We start from the raw sequence: 19851 nt of genomic DNA on the forward strand, positions 1-19851 counted from the left end.
AGTCGGTTCTTACTTTTTCGCTCCTCCTTTCCTTTTATTGTTTCTTCAGCTGCAACCAGCTATACTTCTTCTTTTTTAATCCATTCTGTCCGGATTTCTTGCGGTGCCAATAAACCTGTATGGACCGGATACGGTTGTTCCAGAAGATCGACAACCGTTTGTTGTCCTTCTGACACGCGCACATTTTCTTGGCTCATGTTGTAATAGCGAAGGATGTAACCTTCTTCATTTTCTGCTACCTTAAAGGCTGTTGGACAAACCTGAGGATGCGTCAAGGCTGTATGCTTGAGTAAGCTACCAGACGCTGCTACACTTCCTTCTTGTTTTTCAACTTGAAGGCTGGTCATCGGTGTCTGCAAAGCTTTGGCCCGGCGATAAGCAGAGAAGCGCCCCTGAGCTTGATGGCATTCTACTGCATATTCAACCTCAAAGTCCCGCAAACATTGTGCTTCTGGCGTTGGGAAGTAGCCCCAGTCACCTAGCTCACCTGAAGCACGGAGAAGGGTTACAGCCATGGTGTCGTCTTCAAGGATTTCGTATTCGTGCAATCCTTTATTGGCTACTGTCACTCCTTTAACATCGTCATACAAGCTAACAAAGGCTTGTTGGTGTTGTGGATTTTCAGGATTTTCCCAAGAAGCTGCTGGTTTATTTGGTCTTGTAACAACTTCATAGATGCTTTCAGAATCATTACTTGGGCGTGTGTTATGAGTTTTGACCAAGAGACGAATGCGGTGGTCTTTGGCAGTATTGGTAAAGCGCGTCTTGAAGCGAATTTGTGGATCATCTACAAAAATGGTCATCTCCGTTTCAAGAGGGATCGTTGTCAGCTCTTCTGAGCGACTTGCCTTGCGGTTCATAAACTCGATAATGCCTCTTTGCTCCGCATCCAATTGTTCATCCGCGCTGACCGGGATCGTCAAGTCATGCTTGAGCAAGATTTTGGCATAGCGAGCATTGTTTTCCAAGACCTCATAAGCTGTTAACTCCGCATAGATCGGCTCTGTTCCTTTTGGTTGGAAGTAGATATATTCATTTCCGATATCCCCACGATCTTCAAAACGAAGGAAATCCTCATAAGCCTCATTGGTCGTTTTATCATAGAGGGTTAAGCCATCATCGATACTAAGGGTTACAAATGGAGTATCAATAACTCCATTTTGGAAGATACCATCGCTTTGTGCTGCTGGCCCTTCGACTAATTGGAAGCTTGACCAAGAAAGTGGTGCAAGGTGAATTGGAATTGTCACGCGCACTTGACGTGCAATATAGGGTTGGCGGAATTTATCCTTAGGCAGGGTATAGCCAAAGCTTGCTCCCAAGTCTTCAATCTCTGCTTCTACAAGATGCCCATCTAAATCTTCTACGTGGTAGTCTGGCAAGCTCAAAGCGGCCATTTTCTTGAAGCCCTCTGTCGGGTGCAATTCCTTAAATGGACAAACCGCTACATCGACAATCGTGCTGACGGTATCTACCTTACTATGCAAGCCAGTATTGATGACCGTAAAGAGGTGCTCACTCTGGGCTTTTTGAGTTGCTAGTTTACCCTTCCATTCGTTCAGAAGGTTGGTCTTGACAAAGTTTCCAACTTGGTTGACCTTGGCAAAACGAACTTCCATTTCACGGTGAACATCATCTACGCTACATCCACAAATACTATCGTGTGGCGCATTTTGTAAGAGTGTCTTCCAAGCATAGGTCAATTGATCCTTATGGTTGTGCCCACCAGTAATGATGGTCAAAGGTTCCACCACTTGCTCGAGCAAGTTGCTGTTTTCTTGGAAGGCTTGTTTGAGGTAAATACGTGAAGAAGAGGTATTAGCAAGAGTGTACCAACCATCGGTTTCCTGACTGGTCAATTCTCCCGTAACCGTTGATAATTGTTCGGGAAGTGCACTTTCCACTGCTTGCACATATTCATCAAAGGAGCTATGAATAAAGGTCACGTCAGGGAACAGTTCGTTGGCCACGCGAATAGCTTCACTCAAGTTTCGTTGAACCGGTTGGTGGTCGCAGCCGTTCATCATTAACCATTGGTTGGTTGAGGCATAGTCGCGAACATCTGCCAATTTTTGTTTCCAGAAAGCCAAAGCTTCGTCTTTATCCACTGGAATTTCGTTCCCGTTACTGTACCAGTTGGCAAAGAGAATACCCAGCACACGGCTACCATCCGCCCCTTGCCAGTACATTTCAGAAAATTGAGAGGTGAATTGCTCATCTTCGAGGACCTGGTTGTCAAATCCGATTGGTTTGACCCCACGCCCAAAGGCTGCTACGTGAATCCCTGATTTTTGAAGAATTTGAGGTGCTTGCCCCATATTTCCAAAGGTATCTGGGAAGTAACCAATCTGAGTGGATTTGCCCCATTTAGCGCATTCAGCTTGGCCAATCAAGGTATTGCGGACATTGGCTTCGCTGGAGATCAAGTAATCATCCTGCAAGATGTAGAAGGGACCAATCTTGAGCTTGCCCTCGTCGATATAGCGCTGCACCTTGTCGCGATTTTCAGGGCGAATTTCTAAATAGTCATCGAGGACGATGGTTTGTCCATCTAAGTGGAAACTTTTGAATTCAGGGTCATTTTCAAAAAGATCAAAGAGATTGTCAAAGAGTTCCACCAATTGCATGCGGTGACTTTCAAAAGGTAGATACCACTCACGATCCCAGTGGCTGTGAGAGATAATATGTACAACAACATTTTCCATGAGTAAAACCTCATTCTAACTTAAATTTTTAATGTTTTAAATATAAACTTGTGATTCTAACAAGAATCAGTGAAGCTAAAGCGTGCTCCTTATACTCAATGAAAATCAAAGAGCAAACTAGGAAGCTAGCCGCAGGTTGCTCAAAGCACTGCTTTGAGGTTGTAGATAGAACTGACGAAGTCAGTAACATATATACGGCAAGGCGAAGCTGACGTGGTTTGAATTTGATTTTCGAAGAGTATTAGCGAATATCCAAGTAATCCAAGACTAATTCGCAGAACATCATGTTGGCCCAAGAGAACCATTCACGCGAGTATTTGGTTGGATCATCTACGTGGAAACTTTCGTGCATGACACCTGTTTCACCATCGCAGGCAACCAACTGATCCAGCAAGAATTTCTTCTCTGCCTTATCATTTGTTGTCAATCCTTGAATAGATAAAGCAATCGGCCAGATATAGCGATAAAAGGTATGAGAACTTCCGAGTCCGCTTGCGTACTTCCCTTCATAGAAGTAAGGATTTTCAGGGCTCAAAATCGTCCGACGAGTGGCTTGGTAGACTTCATCGTCAATCGCACAGTAGCCCAGATAGGGAGCCGCCAACAAGCTTGGCACGTTAGGATCGTCCATGATACTAGCATTTCCCAAACCATCTACCTCAAAGGCATAAATTTTCTCGCCCTTGCTGTTAGTGGTGTAGGCGTAGTTTTCGATCCCTTCTTGAATCTCCGCCTGCAGGCGTTTGGCATCTGCAATGATGCTCTCGCTATCGGCTAGATTCAATGTTGCGAAGATTTCTTGCACATAACCCAAGACAACCACTGCAAACATATTGGACGGAATCAAGTAACTATACTGACAGCAGTCATCACTTGGACGAAAGGCTGACCAGGTCATCCCTGTCACAGCAAAGTCAGGACCAAATCCGTCATTTACCAGCGTGTCTTCCTTACGATCTGTATCCCGAACAAAGCGATAAGGGGAATTCTTGTGGTCTTGTTCCACTGTCCAAAGATGAAGGATTTCCTTAGTCGCTGTAACAAAGGTTTCATCAAATTGGCTAGTCTCACCAGTTTCTTTCCAAAGAAGATAAGCCAGTTGCAAGGGATAGCACAGTGAATCCACCTCATACTTGCGCTCCCAAATCCAGCCATTCAAATCGGTGTGATCAGTCTCGTGATGGCCTTTCCAGTTCTCCTCAATATTAAAAGAGTTGGCATAGGGATCCTTGAGGATCAAGGTCATCTGGCGTTTGACCAAACCAGCAATGGTCTGACGCAAACGAGGGTCTCTTTTTGCCACATAAAGATAGGGCCTCAATTGAGCCGTCGAGTCACGCAACCACATAGCTGGGATATCCCCTGTTAACACAAAGGTTGAACCGTCTTCTAAAATTTCAACTGTATTATCCAAAGTGTCTGTATAACAACGTTCAAAGACATCCACCCACTCAGGGTACTCCTTAGCTCGCTCAGCCACTTGATCCAACCATTCTCGCACAATTTCTTTTGAATAGGTCATTTATTTTCCTCACACGTATCGATTCTTTCCTATTCAGTATAAAAGATTTCAAAGGGGAAATACATACGCAAACTATAGCCCTTTTTCTACAAAATTTTCCATTTGATAAAAACGCTATCATATTTGACAACACTTTGATACAATGAAGAAAATACCAGCGCGTGTTCAAAAAAAAATACAGATCATTTAAGGTTGATGAAGAAAAAGGAGACAGGATGCGCACACATTGCCAAACCATCGATACCCGCTGGGGAAGCGATAATCATCCCCACTATTCCCACGGAAATACCCTCCCTTATACCGGGGTCCCTTTTGGGATGAACTACTTCCTTCCCCAGACGACACACGAACAAGGAGCTTGGTTTTTCAACCCCAATCTCCCTATTTTTCAGGGATTTCGTCTCACCCACCAGCCTAGTCCTTGGATAGGAGACTACGCTTGGTGCCTCATCACGCCCATCACAGGAGATATTGCAAGTTCCGACCTCTTCCGTCGCCAAAGCAGTTATTCGATGAAAGAAGCCGTTTTCCAGCCTCACTACCTCCGTTTTTTTTCGGAACGTTATCAGATTCAAAGCGAGCTGGTTCCAAGCCGCTACGGGGCTGTCATGCGCTTTCGAGCACCAGAAAAGCTAACACTCTGCTTTCATGCAGCAAAGGAACTAGAGGACTTGACTCTGACAGACCAAACCTGCCACTTTCACATTCTGGATCAGGCCCATACCGCAGATACTTCATACTCTTTCTATCTCCAGTGGCAATTTAGCCAGCCGATTGAGAGCGTCACTCACATCGATCAAGATCTTTTTCTGACCTTTGCTAGCAATGAAGTGACCGTCCAATTAGGAACTTCTTATCTGTCCCAAGACATGGCTCACAGCCATCTTCCCCACCTTTCTCTAGAGGAAGCTAAAAAAGAAGCATCCGATCAATGGAATCAGCTGCTAAAACGAATTGAAGTAAAAGATGCCGGAGGGCGTGACCAAGCCTTTTTCGACCATTGCCTGTACCGACTCCTCCTTTTCCCTCAAACCTTTTATGAAACAGATACCGAGGGAAATGACTGGCACCTGGATGTCACTCATAATGAAATCAAACCAGGAAAAGCTTATACCAATATCGGATTCTGGGATCTCTTCCGAACATCTTTTCCGCTCTTTAGCCTTGTCTACCCCGATTATTACCGTCACTTTCTCGAAGGATTTTTAAACACTTACAAGGATACTGGTTTTCTACCAAAATGGTTGGCCCCAGATGAACGAGGAATGATGCCAGGTACCCTCATCGATGGAGTCTTTGCGGATGCTGTCACAAAAGGGATCGCACCAGACCTACATGAAAACATGCTGACAGCCATGCTCCAAACGGCCCAAAAAACAGATCCTACTCAACATTTTGGTCGCCATGGCAATGAAAGCTACAAGACCCTTGGATATCTACCCGATGATTTTCACGAAAGTGTGAGCCACAGCCTAGATTATGCTTATAGTGATTTTTGCATTGCTACCGTTGCCAAGCAATTGAGTCATGCAGAAACAGCCGCTCGCTATGCTACTTCCAGCCTCTCCTACCGAACATTGTATGATGCCCAAACGGGCTTCATGAGAGCGCGATCCACCAATGGAAACTTTAAAGAGCCCTTCTCTCCTACCAGCTGGGGAGGAGATTATGCAGAATGTTCTGCAACCCAGGCTACTTTTGGAGCCTTACACGACCTCTCCGGCCTGATAGAGCTAATGGGCGGTAAAAAAGCCTTTACCCAACGACTGCTGGATCTAGCCAATCAAAAACCTCAATTTGATGTAAGAGGATATGGCTATGAAATCCATGAAATGAGTGAAATGGCCCAAGCCCCATTTGGGCAGATCGCCATCTCCAATCAACCCAGCTTTCACATTCCCTACCTCTTCCGTCACAGCCTTCATCCCGAATACACCAATCTCCTGATCCACCAGATCCGTTCTCAAGCTTTTCATCAAGATTTCCAAGCCTATCCAGGTGATGAGGACAACGGTAGCCTATCTGCTTGGTACATCTGGTCGGTCCTTGGACTCTACCCAACCTGCCCAGGAAAACCAATCTATGATCTGGGCCTCCCTCTCTTTAAAGAAGTTCTTCTCCATCTTCCAAATCATGAGCTCAAAATTTGCGCCAACTCACACACTGCAGGCGCCTATTTCATCCAAAAAGCCCTATTAGATGGCAAAGAGAAACAAGAGATTTCCCATCAAGATCTCCTTGAAGCCCAATTGCTCCAGTTTGACCTTTCATGGCTCCCCCCACATGCATAAGAAAAAGAAAGTGGGACAGAAATCGGTCATTCGTTAGAATTCGATTTCGTCGTCCCACCTCCGCACAGTTGAGTAGGGCTGTAAAAGCTGATGAAATCAGCGTAGTAGAGCCCACTCAACCACTGCGTCTTGCTCGACAATCTAAAAATAATTGAGAGGCTAGGACTTTTGTCCCAGCCTCTTTTTTCTGTTATTCATCTCCTACATGATAGTAGATCGAGCCTTGTTCCCCAAAACTAGCGATACCAACACCAGACCATAAGCGGTTTTTAGAGGCATCTGATGTATCTTTAAAGACGACTTGTCCTTGATCATCGACCTGATCACCAATGGTCACTCCTGCAGGAATATACTCCAACAAGAAGCCTCCATCACGACCACCATAAATGCCTTCTGATGCTGTTCCATAATCCGTCAAAGAAGCTCCATAGCCCTCTAACTCTTGTGAGACCAACCCTTTGTCGTTAAAGACCAGCTTGTTTCCCTTATCATCTTGCCAGATACCAGCAATACTGCTGTAGTCTCCATTGGCAATCGCTTCAAGATCCATTTTCTTCACTTCTTTTTTCTCTTCTTTTTTTTCTTTCTCCTTCACTTCCGAACTAGAAGCAGCCGTCTTTTTGACCTCAGAAGAGGTCGTCGTTTGACTAGAAGAAGCCGGTGATTTTTTACTCACCCTCTGCTGCGAACAAGCTACCAACAGGACCACACTGAGAAGACTCACAAGAATTGCACCAACTTTTTTCATTTAAAATTCCCCATACATTTTTTAATTTAAAGCCCTTTCATTGTAACGTATTTTCAAGCATTTGACAAGCTTCACTCCCCATTTTTAATCAAAAAGAGACCGGGATAATCAGTCCTAGTCTCTCTTTTGATACAACTTTTAATGAGCCAGCATTTCCTGTGCCACTTCTAAACCAGATAAGTTCGAAGGATAATAAGTTGGCCAATTTTCCAACTCATCATAAAGCGCTTCTTGACTCTTTCCTCCATGGAAAATGTGGAAGTGAGCTGCCTTTACCGGAGTAATTTCATGGTCACTAAATTGAACATATTTGAAGTCTCCCGCATCGCTCTCCTTGGCTTCAAATAGATAACGAACACCACGATTTCCCTTCTTATAAGTCAAAATGTGCTTACCTACGTATTTATAGGTATATTTCTTAGAAGATCCTTTTTGATAAAACTCCATTGAATCCTTATCAATCTTAATCCGATCAATATCTGTTTGGTAACCCTTAGTATAATATTCCTTATACTCAGCAGCCGTCATAGTTGGATTTAATTTTGCCTTATAATCAAAGACCTGATCCAAGGTTCCATCTTGCAAGTATGGATAAACGGATTTCCAATCACCTACATAATTTGCTAAGCTACGATCCTTAACTTGACTATCCTCGAAATAGCCCTTTTGAACCGTCTTAGCATCTTCCTCATGTTCCGGTTGAATATCCTTACCAGCTTGTGACGTTGTTTTCTCTAGCGCCTTCAGATTCTCCTTCATAACAGACACGTAGTCTTCGCCATCTTTCATTTCTTGATCCGTCAAGCTTTCCAAAGGATTTAAGACAGCCAACTCAACACCAGCTTCAGAAGACAAGGTTTTCGCCAAGGACTTAGAAGCATTTTCCTCAAAGTAAATGACCTTGATCTCATTTTTCTTGATATACTCTGTCAATTCACGCAATCGTGCAGCAGAAGGCTCGCTATCAGGTGAAATCCCTGAAATGGCCACCTGGTTTAATCCATAATCCAAGGCCAAGTAACGGAAAGCCGCGTGTTGGGTCACGAAATTCTTTTGCTTCGCATCTTTCAATCCATCCTGATAAGCTTGATCCAAAGCCTGTAATTTCTTCAGATAGGCTTGGGCATTTTTCTCAAACGTCTTTTTCTTATCTGGATAAGCTGCGACCAACTGATCACGAATCGACTCTACCATCTTCATGGCACGATGTGGAGAGAGCCAAAGGTGAGGATCATATTCATGATGGTGTTCTTCGCCCCCTTCGTGTTCATGTTCCTCTTCCAATCCAGGAAGCAAGACCATACCCTTGGTAGCATCGATCACTTTGGTTTTCTTATCCTTCATGGATTTCAAAAGATTTGGAACCCACGTTTCCATGTTTTCATTCTCATAAACGAAAACATCCGAATCTTGAATCATAGCCCGCCCCTTAGCAGACAATTCATATTCATGAGGCTCTGATCCCGCTCCAATGAGCAAGTCTACCGTTCCTTCATCTCCAACAATATTTTTTGTAAAATCATAAACAGGATAGAAAGTGGTCATCACTTTTAATTTCCCATTTTGACTCTGACTTTTGCCACAAGCTGTCAAAACAAGTGTTAAAGCCACTAACAATAACCAACCAAATTTTTTAAAGTTCATATCTACTTCCTCAAACGTGATCCAAGATTCACAAGCAAGAACAGTGCCACAAATAAAAGCGTAATACTGGCACTCGCTGGTGTATCTGCAATATAAGACAAAATCAACCCACTAAACATCCCGATAAAACCAATGATGACCGCAATCAGCATGACCCCACGGAAGTTCTTCCCTAATTTCAGGGCAATACTAGCCGGTAAGACCATGATGGTTGAAACCAATAACGATCCTGCTGCAGGAATCATTAAGGCGATAGCAACCCCCGTTACCACATTAAATAAAATGGACATAGTCCGGACAGGAAGGCCATCTACGAAGGCCGTATCTTCATCAAAGGTCAAAATATACATAGGCCGCAAGAATAAGGCCGTCAGCACTAATACAACGAAAGCAATCACAAACAAGGCGATCACCTGTTCATCTGTAATGGTTAAGGTAGAACCAAACAAATATTGATCCAAGCTCATCGAGCTTTTCCCACCACCACGCATCAGTACCAAAGCTAGGGCAAGACCAGTGGACATTAGAATTGCCGTCCCGATCTCCATAAAGTCCTTAAATAAGGTCCGCAAATACTCAAGAAAAACCGCAGCTATAATGACAATGATCATAGTCGAAAGCGTCGGAGAGATCCCAAGGAAAAGCCCAAAAGCGACACCCGCAAGAGAGACGTGACTCAGCGTATCACTCATCAGACTCTGCCGTCTCAAAATCAAGAAAATCCCTAATACAGGAGAAAAAAGACTCATGGCAACCATAGCCAACAAGGCTCGCTGCATAAAATCATACTGGAATAAATCAAGCATGGTCACCCTCCCCTTCTATATCATGGACGTTAAAACATCTCCAAGGAGAGCTCTGGTCGCGAACCAAATGAATATTCCGATCCGCAAACTGGTTAACCTCTTCAGGATCATGCGTAATCATCAAAACAGATTTTTGATGGTGATGCGCACTGTGATGCATCAACTCATAAAAATCACTCTTTGTCGTCGCATCCATCCCTGTTGTCGGTTCATCTAAAACAAAGATATCCGGATCTGAAGCAAACATCCGAGCAATGACAGCCCGTTGTTTCTGACCACCAGACAAAGAACCAATCGCCCTATCCTTGAACTCCAGCATCCCAACAGATTCTAAACTCTTTAGAATATGCTTTTCATCGTGCTCATTCAACTTTCGAAACCAGCCTTTACGAGGATACCGACCTGACTTCACAAATTCATAGACCGTACTGGGAAATCCTGCATTAAAACTAGCAATCTGTTGTGGCAAATAAGCAATCCTTAACTTCTTTCCCTTTACATTTGTCTTTGAAATCTCAACTGTCCCGACCTTGGGCTGTAGAATGCCAAGACTAGCCTTAATCAAGGTTGACTTAGCAGCCCCATTCTCACCAGTCAGCGTAACAAACTCTCCACTATCTAAGTAGTAATTGATCCCTTCCAGAACCGGTTCTCGATCATAATAGAACGATAAATTTGAAACCGTAATATACCTCAAACTATAACTCCTCTTCCAATAAATCTAAAAACCGCGAAATGACCCCCTGCTCATTCTTAGTAAACTTCGACAAAACATCCTCATAAGTGTGAAGGGTATGCTGATGGTGGTGCTGATGCTCTAATGCAATCGGCTTACCAATCTCAGTTAAGCGATAATAAAGAACCCGAGCATCATTCTCATCTCGATAAGTCTCTAGCATCCCTTGACTTAATAATGGCTTCACAGCCTTCGTGATAGCCGCCTGACTAACATTCAATTTCTTAGCTAAGACAGAATTTGTTAGAGCTTCATCAGCAACCAGCATCAAAATATGTTCCTGAGTGTTGGTTAATGAAACACCACTTGTACAAGAACCAACTAAAATCTCATGCTGATTTTCAGATAACAATAAAATAGAATTTAAAAATCGATCGATTTTATTTGCAACTTCAGACAAAATTAACTCCTTCTAATTCACCAAAAGAAACTTTACCGGTTAATTATATCATAAAAAAGAAAAAAATAAAACAAAAAAAGGAGTAAAACTCCTTTATAATCTATACCGGCGGCCGGGGTCGAACCGGCACGTCCTTGCGGACACTGAATTTTGAGTTCCATAACTACATTTTTTGAGCCTTATAACCTTGATTTAATAGGGTTTTAGGACTTTTGAATCTTGCAAAATAGACTGATTTTTCAAATTTTAGTAACTTTTTGGTAACACTTCATACCTTATCGTCCTAAGAGCATCATCAGAGAATAGAGGATATGTCCCAACCGGTCATATTCATACAAAGGTATTCAGAACAAAAGATAATGATCAATTAAACCATCACATAAAACTTGATTGAGAACCTGTGAAATAATCTCAGAAATGAGCTCTTTATCTTGAAAACGACGGCTGTAATTCTTTCCGTATGTAGTAAAATGAGGAACCTTGTCTTTCTAAATCCTCTTTTAATACACGTATTGAAGTCGTAACTCCACTCACTTGTGGAAAGTACGTATCTGTAAATATACCGATTCGCATACTTACCTCCTTAAATTTGAAATAAACAAAATTATTTCTATCATCCTCTCCATTATAAACGATACACGCTGTAGTGTCACTAATAGCTGATAAATTAACTGCTTTTGTAATCTTTAGTGTCAATATTACATAGCAACTTTCATTTCGTGATATAATATCAAACATAAAGATATTTTTAATAAAGAAGGTTATTATATGGATCAAATGGCATTCTACTTACTTTTTCCTAGCTTATTTATGATTCACGAAATGGAAGAGATTCTTCTTATGCCCAAATTTATGTCCTCTATAATTGATAATACGAAATTTAAAAATTTAAAAGAACTCTATACTCCTTATAGGTTTAACTTAATTGTGTTCGAGGAATTTTTAATCCTTCTATGTTTGCTTGCCTATAGTTTCTATTTGGGTAATTTTACAATTTATCAAACTATCATCATCGCATATAACTATCACATTATAATCCATATTATCCAGACTCTTTATCTAAGAAAGTATGTGCCTGGTCTTTTAAGTGGAATTGTAACAGGAGTATACTGTTCATTATTGATTCATCAACTTTTACAAATTAATTTACAACTCTACATATCTTCCATTCTAACATTAATCATTATTATGTTAAATCTAATCTTCTGCTTTAAAGTATTAAATTTCTTTTCTGAAAGATAGTACTGGTACAAAAAAATTTTTACTAATTTTTTTAACTAATAGATACAAAAAATAAGGACTTAGCCCTGCACAATACAGAGCTAAGTCCTTTAGACAAATTATAACGTTTTTGGACAGTATAGAACTTAGTTTTTACTTTCAAGTCATTAATTTTTCAATTTCGGGTATTCGGATTTTATGGTGGAAAAGGGCTTATAAATCACCCTTCTCCAAATTCTTAATAAGTGTGGAAAAATCGACACCTAAGTTGTCTGTAATGTCGAAATCATCAGTGTTAAATTATTTTTGTGACCACAAATGCACTTAGAAAATCCCTTAAAGCATTAGCTGGTTCACTTGAATAGGGAGTTGTAAAAAAGTTCCCTTAGCCTGCACAGCAAGATAATTTCGAAACATCTTTGTCAAAAGTTAGGACAGCCAGCTTCAATCCTTCTGCCATTGTTAGATATGGACACATCGTTTCTCTCAGATCTCCAACAGTTAAACCGAATTTCACAGCTAATGTTGCTGCATAAATTACGTCTCCTGCGTTTTCTGCCACTACATGCGCCCCTAACACTTTCAATGTTTTCGCGTCTGCCACTAATTTGAAAACACCTGTTGTTTCCCGATTAACGAGCGCTCTTGGAACAGCATCCAACGGCAATACCGATGTTTTCACTTCATATCCTTTTTCTTTTGCCTGTTGCTCCGTTAAACCAACCGTTGCAATCGATGGAGAAGTAAACGTAACGCCTGGAACCACTTCTAAATTGACCTTTTGATTTAGTCCTCCGATTGCATTACGAGCAGCAAGTCCACCTTCATAAGCAGCTACATAAACAAATTGGGGACCGAGAGTGACATCTCCAGCTGAATAAATTCGGGAATTGGTCGTTTTAAGATAATCATCAATGACAATTTCACCACGGGAACCAACTTCAACGCCTGCTGCATGTAAGTTTAATGATTCTGTATTTGGTTTTCTTCCAGTGGCAATTAGCAATTGTTCTGCTTCAATAATTCGCTTTTTACCATTTATCTCAACATGAACTTTTTTAATGTCTCCATCTTGCTCAACTCGTTCATAGGTTGCACCTGTTACTAAGTTAATTCCCTGTTCTGTTAAGGCCTTAGTAATGGCTTCTGAAATTTCAGGATCGTATTCTTTTAATAGACGCTCGCTTCTTTGAATCAAAGTGACTTCTGACCCGAGGTTATGAAATAGTTGTCCTAATTCCATGCCGATATATCCTGAACCAATTACGGTAAGACGATTTGGAACCTTCTTTAATTCCAATAAGCTAGTGCTTGTTAAATAATCTACTTCATCTAATCCGGGAATATTAGGTGCAGTTGAAGAAGCACCTGTAGCTATTAAAAATCTTTTGGCTGTGATTTGATTGCCATTTACTTCAACTGTATTTTCATTTACGAATTTTGCTTCACCTTTTATTAATTCAAAACCATAATCATCAATTAAATTCACATATTTTTCATTTCGCATCTCGGTTACTAAATCATTCTTTTGTTTTACTAATGGCGCTAAATCAACATTTGAAGCCGAAGTGTGTAATCCCACAAATGGATTATTTTTTGCTAGATGATTGATTTCCCCTGCTCTTAATAAGGTCTTAGAAGGAACGCATCCGACATTAACGCAAGTTCCACCCACCGTTCCACGCTCAATCATAGCCACTTTTGCGTTCAAAGTAACGGCTTCAATGGCAGATGAAAAGGCAGCTCCACCAGAACCGATGATGATGTAATCATAATCATAGTTACCTTCATCATTTAAACTTACATCTGTCCTTTTTTCCGATTGCACTTGTATTTCTTCTGCTTCGCCCGGTTGATATTGTGCGTCAGTAATCGCTATTTTCGCGATATCAATGTCTACATCATACGGTAGTTCAAACAGTGCTTCTCCGCGACGAAAGTCTACTTCAATCCCTTTTGCACCTGCATTTTCAAGAGCAACCGCAATATGTTCTTCACAACCAGTGCAGGTCATTCCTTCAACGTTTAGCCGATATTTTTTCAATAAATTCGTCTTTTGTTCCGATTGAAATTCTTCTGCTTCGCCCGGGTGATAATTTGCGTCAGCAATCGCCTTTATTGCACTTTCAACCTCAATATCATCGGACAGTTCAAATACTGCTTCACCACGACGATAACTAGACTCAATATTTTTAGCACCTATCTTTTCAAGTGCTGATTCTACGTGTTTTTCACAACCCGTACAAGTCATTCCTGAAATGTTTACCTTAAATTTATTCATAAAAAAGCTCCTTTCGTTAATTAATCTCTCATGTTAATGTTTCTATTATTGGACACGAATGTAATTGCTTTTCATCTGGACATCGTTGTTTTAAGTCGTCTAACATAGTTTCAATTCGTTTTAAATCCTCTATTTGTTTTTGCACTTCCTTTTGTTTTTTAGAAACAAATTCGAACATATCTTGACAACGAACTTCATCTTTATCTACAACACCAAGTAATTTATAAATCTCGCTTAAAGAGAAACCAAGTTCCTGTATTCGTTTAATAAGCCCAACACGCTTAACGTCATCATATGAATATATCCGATAACCAGCTTCCGTTCGGTGAGGTTCTTGTAATAAATTTTTTCGCTCGTAATATCTGATCGTTTCTTTATTAACTCCACATTTATCTGCAAACTCACTAATGCGATAAATCATCTTATTTCACCCCCTGAATATTATAAACCATGTACCATAGTACACGGTCAAGTAAATTGGACTATTTTATTTTTTTCCCAAAGTATCACTCGTATGTGATTGATACTTTTATATAATACTATTGATTATCCTAACATCCCACCAGAAAATCCGATTTAAACACCAGTTGTTTTTAAACTATTAAGAAAGTAATTCCACTATATATTCCGAAGACCCTCAATTTCTTTTATTCCTTCAGACTCATCAACGCTTTCGAAAAGTTCTATAGCTCGTTTGAAATGTGTGTTGGCTAATCCTTTATCTTCCAAGGCTAAATAGATCTCACCTAACCCTCTGTAGCTACAAGCCTGAGAAATCACATCATCAGTCTCTAAAGATTGTTCCAGTGACAGATTCATGAATGTAAGAGCTTCATCAAGATTGTTTAATTTCAATCTCACATAGCCTTGTTCGTAGTTATTTATAGCTTTCTTTAGATTATCATTGGGAAAATGCTCTTCAATTATCTTCTCTTCATCTTCAATGAGCTTTAAAGCCTTATGAAAATCACCCTGATCTCTGTAGATCATCGCTAATTGATGTAAGCCAATATGTTCATGTTCTTTATCTTCATTTTGTTGAGCTAATAAAATGTATTTCTCAAAGATATGGGTACACGAGGCATAGTCTTTTTCTGCTAACAATAAATATCCCATCAGATTTAAAAGACTAAAATCTGTACAGGTATCAATGGAAAAATCTTGTTCAACCAACTTTTTAGCTTCTGATGTTTTTCCCTCCAGAAATAAGTCCCAAGCTGTATCAATTTTAGAGACCATCTATTCCCCCTTTCAACTATAAACAACCTTCATTAAATAAAATTATCCAACAAGAATATACTAATCTCTACCTATTGAAACTTAATCAAATAAACCATCAATCTGCATTAAAATAATCATGAACCTCTTTAAAAAGGGTATGCAATATTTCTTGCTCTTCTTCATCTAAATTATTTTCAGAAACTAGCTCATCCAAATACTTAGGTAGAGTAGAATGGTTTTTAATTCCATTCATGACAATTGCAAATTTCAGATCATCTAGTTCAGCTTTATTAAACCCTTTTAGCTTCTTCAAATCAATTCTAGTGATTGGAGGTGGGACAACATCTAGAGTACTGTAAATGGTTTTTCCTAATAAGTAATCTGTTGTGGTATCAAATAATTTCGCTAATTTGACAACCGCTTCTAAATTAGGTTCTAAAGTTCCGTTTTCCCAACGAGAATAAGTACCTTGTTGTACATCAATCATCTCAGAAACTTGTACCTGTGTTAACTTCTTACTCTTTCTCAGTTCCCTAAGACGATCTCCAAAAGAATTATTATTATTAAACATTGTATCCTCTTTAATATTCGATTCTGTATATTTTAGCTTGACAAAATATTCTAAACGGTATAAAATAGAATTATTCCATAAGGAATATTTATTTTGAGATTAAATATTCCATTGAGAATATTATAGCATAAAAGGAGGTAAAAGCGTATGTAATTAGTAGTTGATTTAAAAAATTTTAATAAAGGAGGTAAGATTCGACAAAATAAAAAAATCTTGAAACAAATGTGCCGTTCGTTCCAAGATCAAAACATATTATGTAACAATTATACCACAGAAAACTCCTCAGTTACACAAGAAAATTTCGGAGGTTTCACAAAAAGATGACCAATAAAGAGTTAGTCAATCAAATTTCTGGCCTAAACTCTACCTCTACTCTTAAAAATTGGATTCAACTGATTAAAGAGATAAGTGGCAAGGAATTTAAGAAAATTAAAATTCCTATCAGTAGAAATCCCAGAACTCATCAATTAAGTTATACAGTTGCCTATGACTTTACAGACGAAGACCTTAGACAATTTCAAAAGTTAGCTAACCTAAAACTTGAAATAGGTTTAAAAGAGGCTATACAAAAAGTATTTGGGAGTCTAGCAGACAATGAGCAAGAACTCCTAAACCAAGTAGTAGATGAACTCTATGATGAACTGAGCGCCTTAAAACAGGAATTTAAGCGAGAAATACGACTGATAAAAAATGAGAATGCCAATCTAAAAAAGAAAATCCAAGATATTGAAGAGTCGATGCAAACCGGCTTATTAGGGTTTGTTCAGAAGAGGTCAAAAAATAGGTTCGGCTAATAGCGAGTTTTCGGCTGAGCCATGAGGCAGAAAGCCGAAAATGAGCGTAGATGCAGACGGACCATTTTTGACCGTTAGGGTGTGTAGTAACACCACCCTCTGCAAGTTAGGTGTACCATCGAAAGATTTCAGTATTTCCAAGGGTTTCAGAGATTTTAAGGGTGGCAAAATTAGGCAAAAAGTTGAATCAAAATCTATGGCAAAAAATGAACATTTACGTTCTGTATTTGACTGGATTCAAATTCAGTTTGATAAGACTGAATTTTCGCCAAGAGAAATAATCGAAGACATTCTATTTCTTGACTATGACTTATTTATTGAGAATAAAGGGAGCCTTAAATACTATAACTATGATAGCCAGCTTCATCATGGGAATATCCGTATCTACTATGGAGCGAAAGAGTCGTCCTACATGCTTGTCATGTCAGGACAGGCACTCGAGTTCTTTAGAGATATGGTATTAGATCCAAATAGTCTGTCCGAAAAACAGTTTCTGAACAACCTCTACTACAATTACAATCAATTTTCAGTAAGACGAATTGATATTGCAATAGATGATTTTAATGAAACACCCTATTTCACTCCTAGTCAGCTTCTAAAGATTTGTCAGAAGAAACGCTTTATATATGGAAAAAGCACCTACTACAATACCTACGGAGATGAAACAATCGGCCAAACCTTATATTTGAGAAAACCCAATGATGATGAAAGACTTAGAATTTACGATAAACGCTTAGAACGAGCTGAGAAGCTCGGCATCAGCAAGCGTTTTATAGAAAATTGGATAAGAACTGAGTTAGAACTTAGAAAAGAAAAAGCTCACTACTTCATTCAAGAATGGTTGCATTCAGAAATAGATCTTCTCAACTTTACCAAGGGATATCTCAAAGAAAAAGTGAGATTTTATAGTGATAGCCATTTCTCAAAACCTTTGAGATCTTGGGAAAAGTTTTTAGGTCACTCAAAACCTATCTCTATCATTATTTCAAAGCCAAAAACAGAACTTGAACAAAAATTAGAATGGTTTACCTATAAAGGTTCAGGGGCTATTCTAAAAGCGTATAAATTTCTATACGACAATAATTTACTGCATGAGTATGAGAAATCTAACTATCTCGCACTCAACAATATGGAATATCCACCAGATTTAGCAAGTGGATTAATAGAAAGGGCAATTCTCTTTAAAAGAGAGGATTTAATCCCTACAATCAAAGAAAATATCAAAAGGAGAAATTAACTATGGCAAAAATGCTTTCACAAAATGACTGGAATTTTAATAACATTGGAACAAAATTTGAATTGGATGAAGTTATTCCAAAATTTGAAACGGAAGTCCGAGCAGATGCAAACGGAGAAATTATCAAAAACCGAGATGGTAGCGAAAGACGTTTTAATACCGATAAAATCATTGGTTGGAAATACAATGTAACAATCAAGGATGGACAATTCAAAAAGAAATCAACCCAAGTCTCAGTAGACAATCCAGAAGCTTTAGTCGATAATGACTATATCCAAGCAATGGACGAGGTACCAGTTACATTTGACAATTTACAAGCCACTATGATTAGTTCAACGATGTATTACAAAGCGGATTCTATCCATTTAGTAGATGTAAAACAAAAATAAGTATTAGACAAGGGGAGCTAATCCTCCCCTTACTTAATCTAATCAGAAAAGGAGATCACATGATTAAAACTGTAACAAAAGATGACCTTATCGAACTTGGATTTGCTCCAGGAACTGCAAGAAAGATTATCCATACTGGCAAATTACTATTAGTGAATCGTGGTTTTAATATCTACGATAACAAACGGATTGGTACAATTCCAGCCAGTGTCGCTGAAGAACTACTAGGAATTGAACTCCAGAAAGAAGCATAATGAATGACTATTCGTAAAGCTAAAAGTGGTAAATGGACTGTTGATGTTTCTAACGGTTTCCACCCAGTCACACAAAAAAGAATACGTATTATTCGTAAAGGATTAAAATCTAAAAAAGAAGCCCTAGAACTTGAACAACATATTAGAGTTGTAGAATTAAAAGAAAAACAATTTGACTTTGTAGTAACAACGGATATGTTATTCGACTTACTTGAAGAAGATGATTTGAAAAATGGCAGAAAAGTAAGCTACACAAGTACACAAAGAAACAATTATGAGCGTCATATTAAGCCATATTTTAAAAATACAAATTTAAATAAATTAACGTATGACCATATATTCGAATTTCGTGAATACCTAAAAACAAAACCTAAAAAACAAAATGAAAATGAAGTTTTAAGCTATAATACAATTAATAAGATTCTAATTTTACTTAAAAAAATTTTTGATACTGGTATAAGAAAATCCCTCATTGATAAAAATCCTGTTGAGAATCTTAGAAAATTACCAATTAGGAAGCCTAATATCAAATTTTGGAGTATAGAAGAGTTCACGAGATTTAGAGAACTTATTCGAGATGATGAAATAAGCTATGACCTGTTTTTCGTAATTGCTTTCTTTACTGGAATGAGAATGGGAGAAATACTCGCATTAAACTGGAATGATATAAATCTTTTAACAAATACGATTTACGTTACCAAAACGGTATACTTTGTCAATAATACAAGCTACATTAATACAACAAAAACACGATCAGGAACTAGAAATATAACAATAAATCAGAAATTAGCAGAAATGCTAAAAGACTGGAAAGTAAAACAAAAAGAAAAACTTGAGGAATTTACGAAAAATACTGAAGAACTACAAATAATACAGAGTACACCAATAACAATTACAAAAAATATGATTGATAAGAAGTTTAAGCAAATACTAGAAAGGGATAAAGATTTAAAGAAAATAAGAATTCATGATTTGAGACACTCTCATGCATCATTACTTATAAATCAAGGAGAAGATTATCTTGTTGTCAA

At 39.0% G+C, this 19851-nt stretch carries 18 protein-coding genes (1 of these 18 only partly in view); 7 read left to right on the plus strand and 11 right to left on the minus strand.

The features are described from left to right. Positions 1-59 precede the first annotated feature (59 nt). Together RDV49_RS01375 and RDV49_RS01380 are read right to left on the minus strand one after the other, a co-directional pair. Positions 60-2705, minus strand: coding sequence for an alpha-mannosidase (locus RDV49_RS01375; RefSeq protein WP_003009694.1), 2646 nt, complete (start codon positions 2703-2705; stop codon positions 60-62). 241 nt (positions 2706-2946) lie between these two features. Then, positions 2947-4227 (minus strand): glycoside hydrolase family 125 protein, encoded by a 1281-nt coding sequence (locus RDV49_RS01380; protein ID WP_003009691.1) that lies wholly within the window; start codon positions 4225-4227, stop codon positions 2947-2949. Between the two features lie 215 nt (positions 4228-4442). On the opposite strand from RDV49_RS01380, the gene RDV49_RS01385 reads away from it, so the two are divergent. Beyond that, positions 4443-6518 carry a GH92 family glycosyl hydrolase gene (locus tag RDV49_RS01385; protein WP_037608238.1) on the plus strand — a complete coding sequence of 692 codons (2076 nt, stop codon included), beginning with the start codon at positions 4443-4445 and terminating at the stop codon, positions 6516-6518. 190 nt (positions 6519-6708) lie between these two features. On the opposite strand, the gene RDV49_RS01390 is transcribed toward RDV49_RS01385, so the two are convergent. The 5 genes from RDV49_RS01390 to RDV49_RS01410 form a co-directional block, all read right to left on the minus strand. Further along, on the minus strand, positions 6709-7266 hold the full coding sequence (locus RDV49_RS01390; RefSeq protein WP_049472597.1) for a DUF6287 domain-containing protein: 558 nt from the start codon (positions 7264-7266) through the stop codon (positions 6709-6711). Positions 7267-7404: 138 nt separating this feature from the next. After that, positions 7405-8910 (minus strand): zinc ABC transporter substrate-binding protein AdcA, encoded by a 1506-nt coding sequence (locus RDV49_RS01395; RefSeq protein WP_003009679.1) that lies wholly within the window; start codon positions 8908-8910, stop codon positions 7405-7407. Between the two features lie 2 nt (positions 8911-8912). Continuing rightward, a complete protein-coding gene (locus RDV49_RS01400) occupies positions 8913-9716 on the minus strand; it encodes a metal ABC transporter permease (protein ID WP_003009676.1) in 804 nt (267 codons plus the stop codon). Further along, positions 9709-10413 carry a metal ABC transporter ATP-binding protein gene (locus RDV49_RS01405; RefSeq protein WP_003009673.1) on the minus strand — a complete coding sequence of 235 codons (705 nt, stop codon included), beginning with the start codon at positions 10411-10413 and terminating at the stop codon, positions 9709-9711. The genes RDV49_RS01400 and RDV49_RS01405 overlap by 8 nt, the downstream gene beginning before the upstream one ends. Before the next feature lies 1 nt (position 10414). Beyond that, entirely contained in the window at positions 10415-10852 is a 438-nt protein-coding gene (locus RDV49_RS01410; RefSeq protein WP_003004547.1) for a zinc-dependent MarR family transcriptional regulator, read from the minus strand. A 777-nt stretch (positions 10853-11629) separates the two neighbouring features. Here RDV49_RS01410 and RDV49_RS01420 point away from each other — a divergent pair. Continuing rightward, entirely contained in the window at positions 11630-12094 is a 465-nt protein-coding gene (locus RDV49_RS01420; RefSeq protein ID WP_268928507.1) for an HXXEE domain-containing protein, read from the plus strand. Between the two features lie 364 nt (positions 12095-12458). Here the strand turns inward: RDV49_RS01420 and merA are convergent, their stop codons facing one another. The 4 genes from merA to RDV49_RS01440 all read right to left on the minus strand — a co-directional run bounded on the left by merA (position 12459) and on the right by RDV49_RS01440 (position 16146). Then, positions 12459-14354, minus strand: coding sequence for a mercury(II) reductase (gene merA, locus RDV49_RS01425; protein ID WP_003009663.1), 1896 nt, complete (start codon positions 14352-14354; stop codon positions 12459-12461). Positions 14355-14382: 28 nt separating this feature from the next. After that, a complete protein-coding gene (gene merR / locus RDV49_RS01430) occupies positions 14383-14775 on the minus strand; it encodes a mercury resistance transcriptional regulator MerR (RefSeq protein ID WP_000640389.1) in 393 nt (130 codons plus the stop codon). A gap of 197 nt (positions 14776-14972) precedes the next feature. Next, positions 14973-15593, minus strand: coding sequence for a tetratricopeptide repeat protein (locus RDV49_RS01435; protein WP_003009660.1), 621 nt, complete (start codon positions 15591-15593; stop codon positions 14973-14975). A 97-nt stretch (positions 15594-15690) separates the two neighbouring features. Further along, a complete protein-coding gene (locus RDV49_RS01440; RefSeq protein WP_003009656.1) occupies positions 15691-16146 on the minus strand; it encodes a helix-turn-helix domain-containing protein in 456 nt (151 codons plus the stop codon). 320 nt (positions 16147-16466) lie between these two features. Between RDV49_RS01440 and RDV49_RS01445 the strand changes: the two genes are divergently transcribed. The 5 genes in view from RDV49_RS01445 to RDV49_RS01465 are tightly spaced (at most 59 nt apart) and all read left to right on the plus strand, a layout consistent with a single transcriptional unit that may run on beyond the window. Continuing rightward, positions 16467-16940 carry a hypothetical protein gene (locus RDV49_RS01445; RefSeq protein ID WP_003009653.1) on the plus strand — a complete coding sequence of 158 codons (474 nt, stop codon included), beginning with the start codon at positions 16467-16469 and terminating at the stop codon, positions 16938-16940. A 40-nt stretch (positions 16941-16980) separates the two neighbouring features. Then, entirely contained in the window at positions 16981-18177 is a 1197-nt protein-coding gene (locus RDV49_RS01450; RefSeq protein ID WP_003009651.1) for a replication initiation factor domain-containing protein, read from the plus strand. A 2-nt stretch (positions 18178-18179) separates the two neighbouring features. Beyond that, complete coding sequence (locus RDV49_RS01455) at positions 18180-18566, plus strand: hypothetical protein (RefSeq protein WP_003009646.1); 387 nt, start codon at positions 18180-18182, stop codon at positions 18564-18566. Positions 18567-18625: 59 nt separating this feature from the next. After that, the gene (locus RDV49_RS01460; RefSeq protein ID WP_000598356.1) at positions 18626-18820 is read left to right on the plus strand and encodes a DUF3173 domain-containing protein; all 195 of its coding nucleotides are present in this window, start codon (positions 18626-18628) and stop codon (positions 18818-18820) included. A 3-nt stretch (positions 18821-18823) separates the two neighbouring features. Then, on the plus strand, positions 18824-19851 hold the 5' portion of the coding sequence (locus RDV49_RS01465) for a tyrosine-type recombinase/integrase (protein WP_003009641.1). 106 nt of this gene lie beyond the right edge of the window; only the first 1028 of its 1134 coding nucleotides appear in the window; it begins with the start codon at positions 18824-18826; its stop codon lies beyond the right edge, outside the window.

The organism is Streptococcus parasanguinis (assembly GCF_031582885.1).
Taxonomy (GTDB): Bacteria; Bacillota; Bacilli; order Lactobacillales; family Streptococcaceae; genus Streptococcus; species Streptococcus parasanguinis_M.

Excerpts from the sequence above, each read along its gene's own strand:
- RDV49_RS01450 (WP_003009651.1), top strand. The coding sequence starts at position 16,981 with ATGAGCGTAGATGCAGACGGACCATTTTTGACCGTTAGGGTGTGTAGT.
- merR (WP_000640389.1), bottom strand. The coding sequence starts at position 14,775 with ATGATTTATCGCATTAGTGAGTTTGCAGATAAATGTGGAGTTAATAAA.
- RDV49_RS01380 (WP_003009691.1), bottom strand. The coding sequence starts at position 4,227 with ATGACCTATTCAAAAGAAATTGTGCGAGAATGGTTGGATCAAGTGGCT.
- RDV49_RS01455 (WP_003009646.1), top strand. The coding sequence starts at position 18,180 with ATGGCAAAAATGCTTTCACAAAATGACTGGAATTTTAATAACATTGGA.
- RDV49_RS01400 (WP_003009676.1), bottom strand. The coding sequence starts at position 9,716 with ATGCTTGATTTATTCCAGTATGATTTTATGCAGCGAGCCTTGTTGGCT.
- merA (WP_003009663.1), bottom strand. The coding sequence starts at position 14,354 with ATGAATAAATTTAAGGTAAACATTTCAGGAATGACTTGTACGGGTTGT.
- RDV49_RS01420 (WP_268928507.1), top strand. The coding sequence starts at position 11,630 with ATGGCATTCTACTTACTTTTTCCTAGCTTATTTATGATTCACGAAATG.
- RDV49_RS01390 (WP_049472597.1), bottom strand. The coding sequence starts at position 7,266 with ATGAAAAAAGTTGGTGCAATTCTTGTGAGTCTTCTCAGTGTGGTCCTG.
- RDV49_RS01375 (WP_003009694.1), bottom strand. The coding sequence starts at position 2,705 with ATGGAAAATGTTGTTGTACATATTATCTCTCACAGCCACTGGGATCGT.
- RDV49_RS01385 (WP_037608238.1), top strand. The coding sequence starts at position 4,443 with ATGCGCACACATTGCCAAACCATCGATACCCGCTGGGGAAGCGATAAT.
- RDV49_RS01445 (WP_003009653.1), top strand. The coding sequence starts at position 16,467 with ATGACCAATAAAGAGTTAGTCAATCAAATTTCTGGCCTAAACTCTACC.
- RDV49_RS01440 (WP_003009656.1), bottom strand. The coding sequence starts at position 16,146 with ATGTTTAATAATAATAATTCTTTTGGAGATCGTCTTAGGGAACTGAGA.
- RDV49_RS01435 (WP_003009660.1), bottom strand. The coding sequence starts at position 15,593 with ATGGTCTCTAAAATTGATACAGCTTGGGACTTATTTCTGGAGGGAAAA.
- RDV49_RS01395 (WP_003009679.1), bottom strand. The coding sequence starts at position 8,910 with ATGAACTTTAAAAAATTTGGTTGGTTATTGTTAGTGGCTTTAACACTT.
- RDV49_RS01460 (WP_000598356.1), top strand. The coding sequence starts at position 18,626 with ATGATTAAAACTGTAACAAAAGATGACCTTATCGAACTTGGATTTGCT.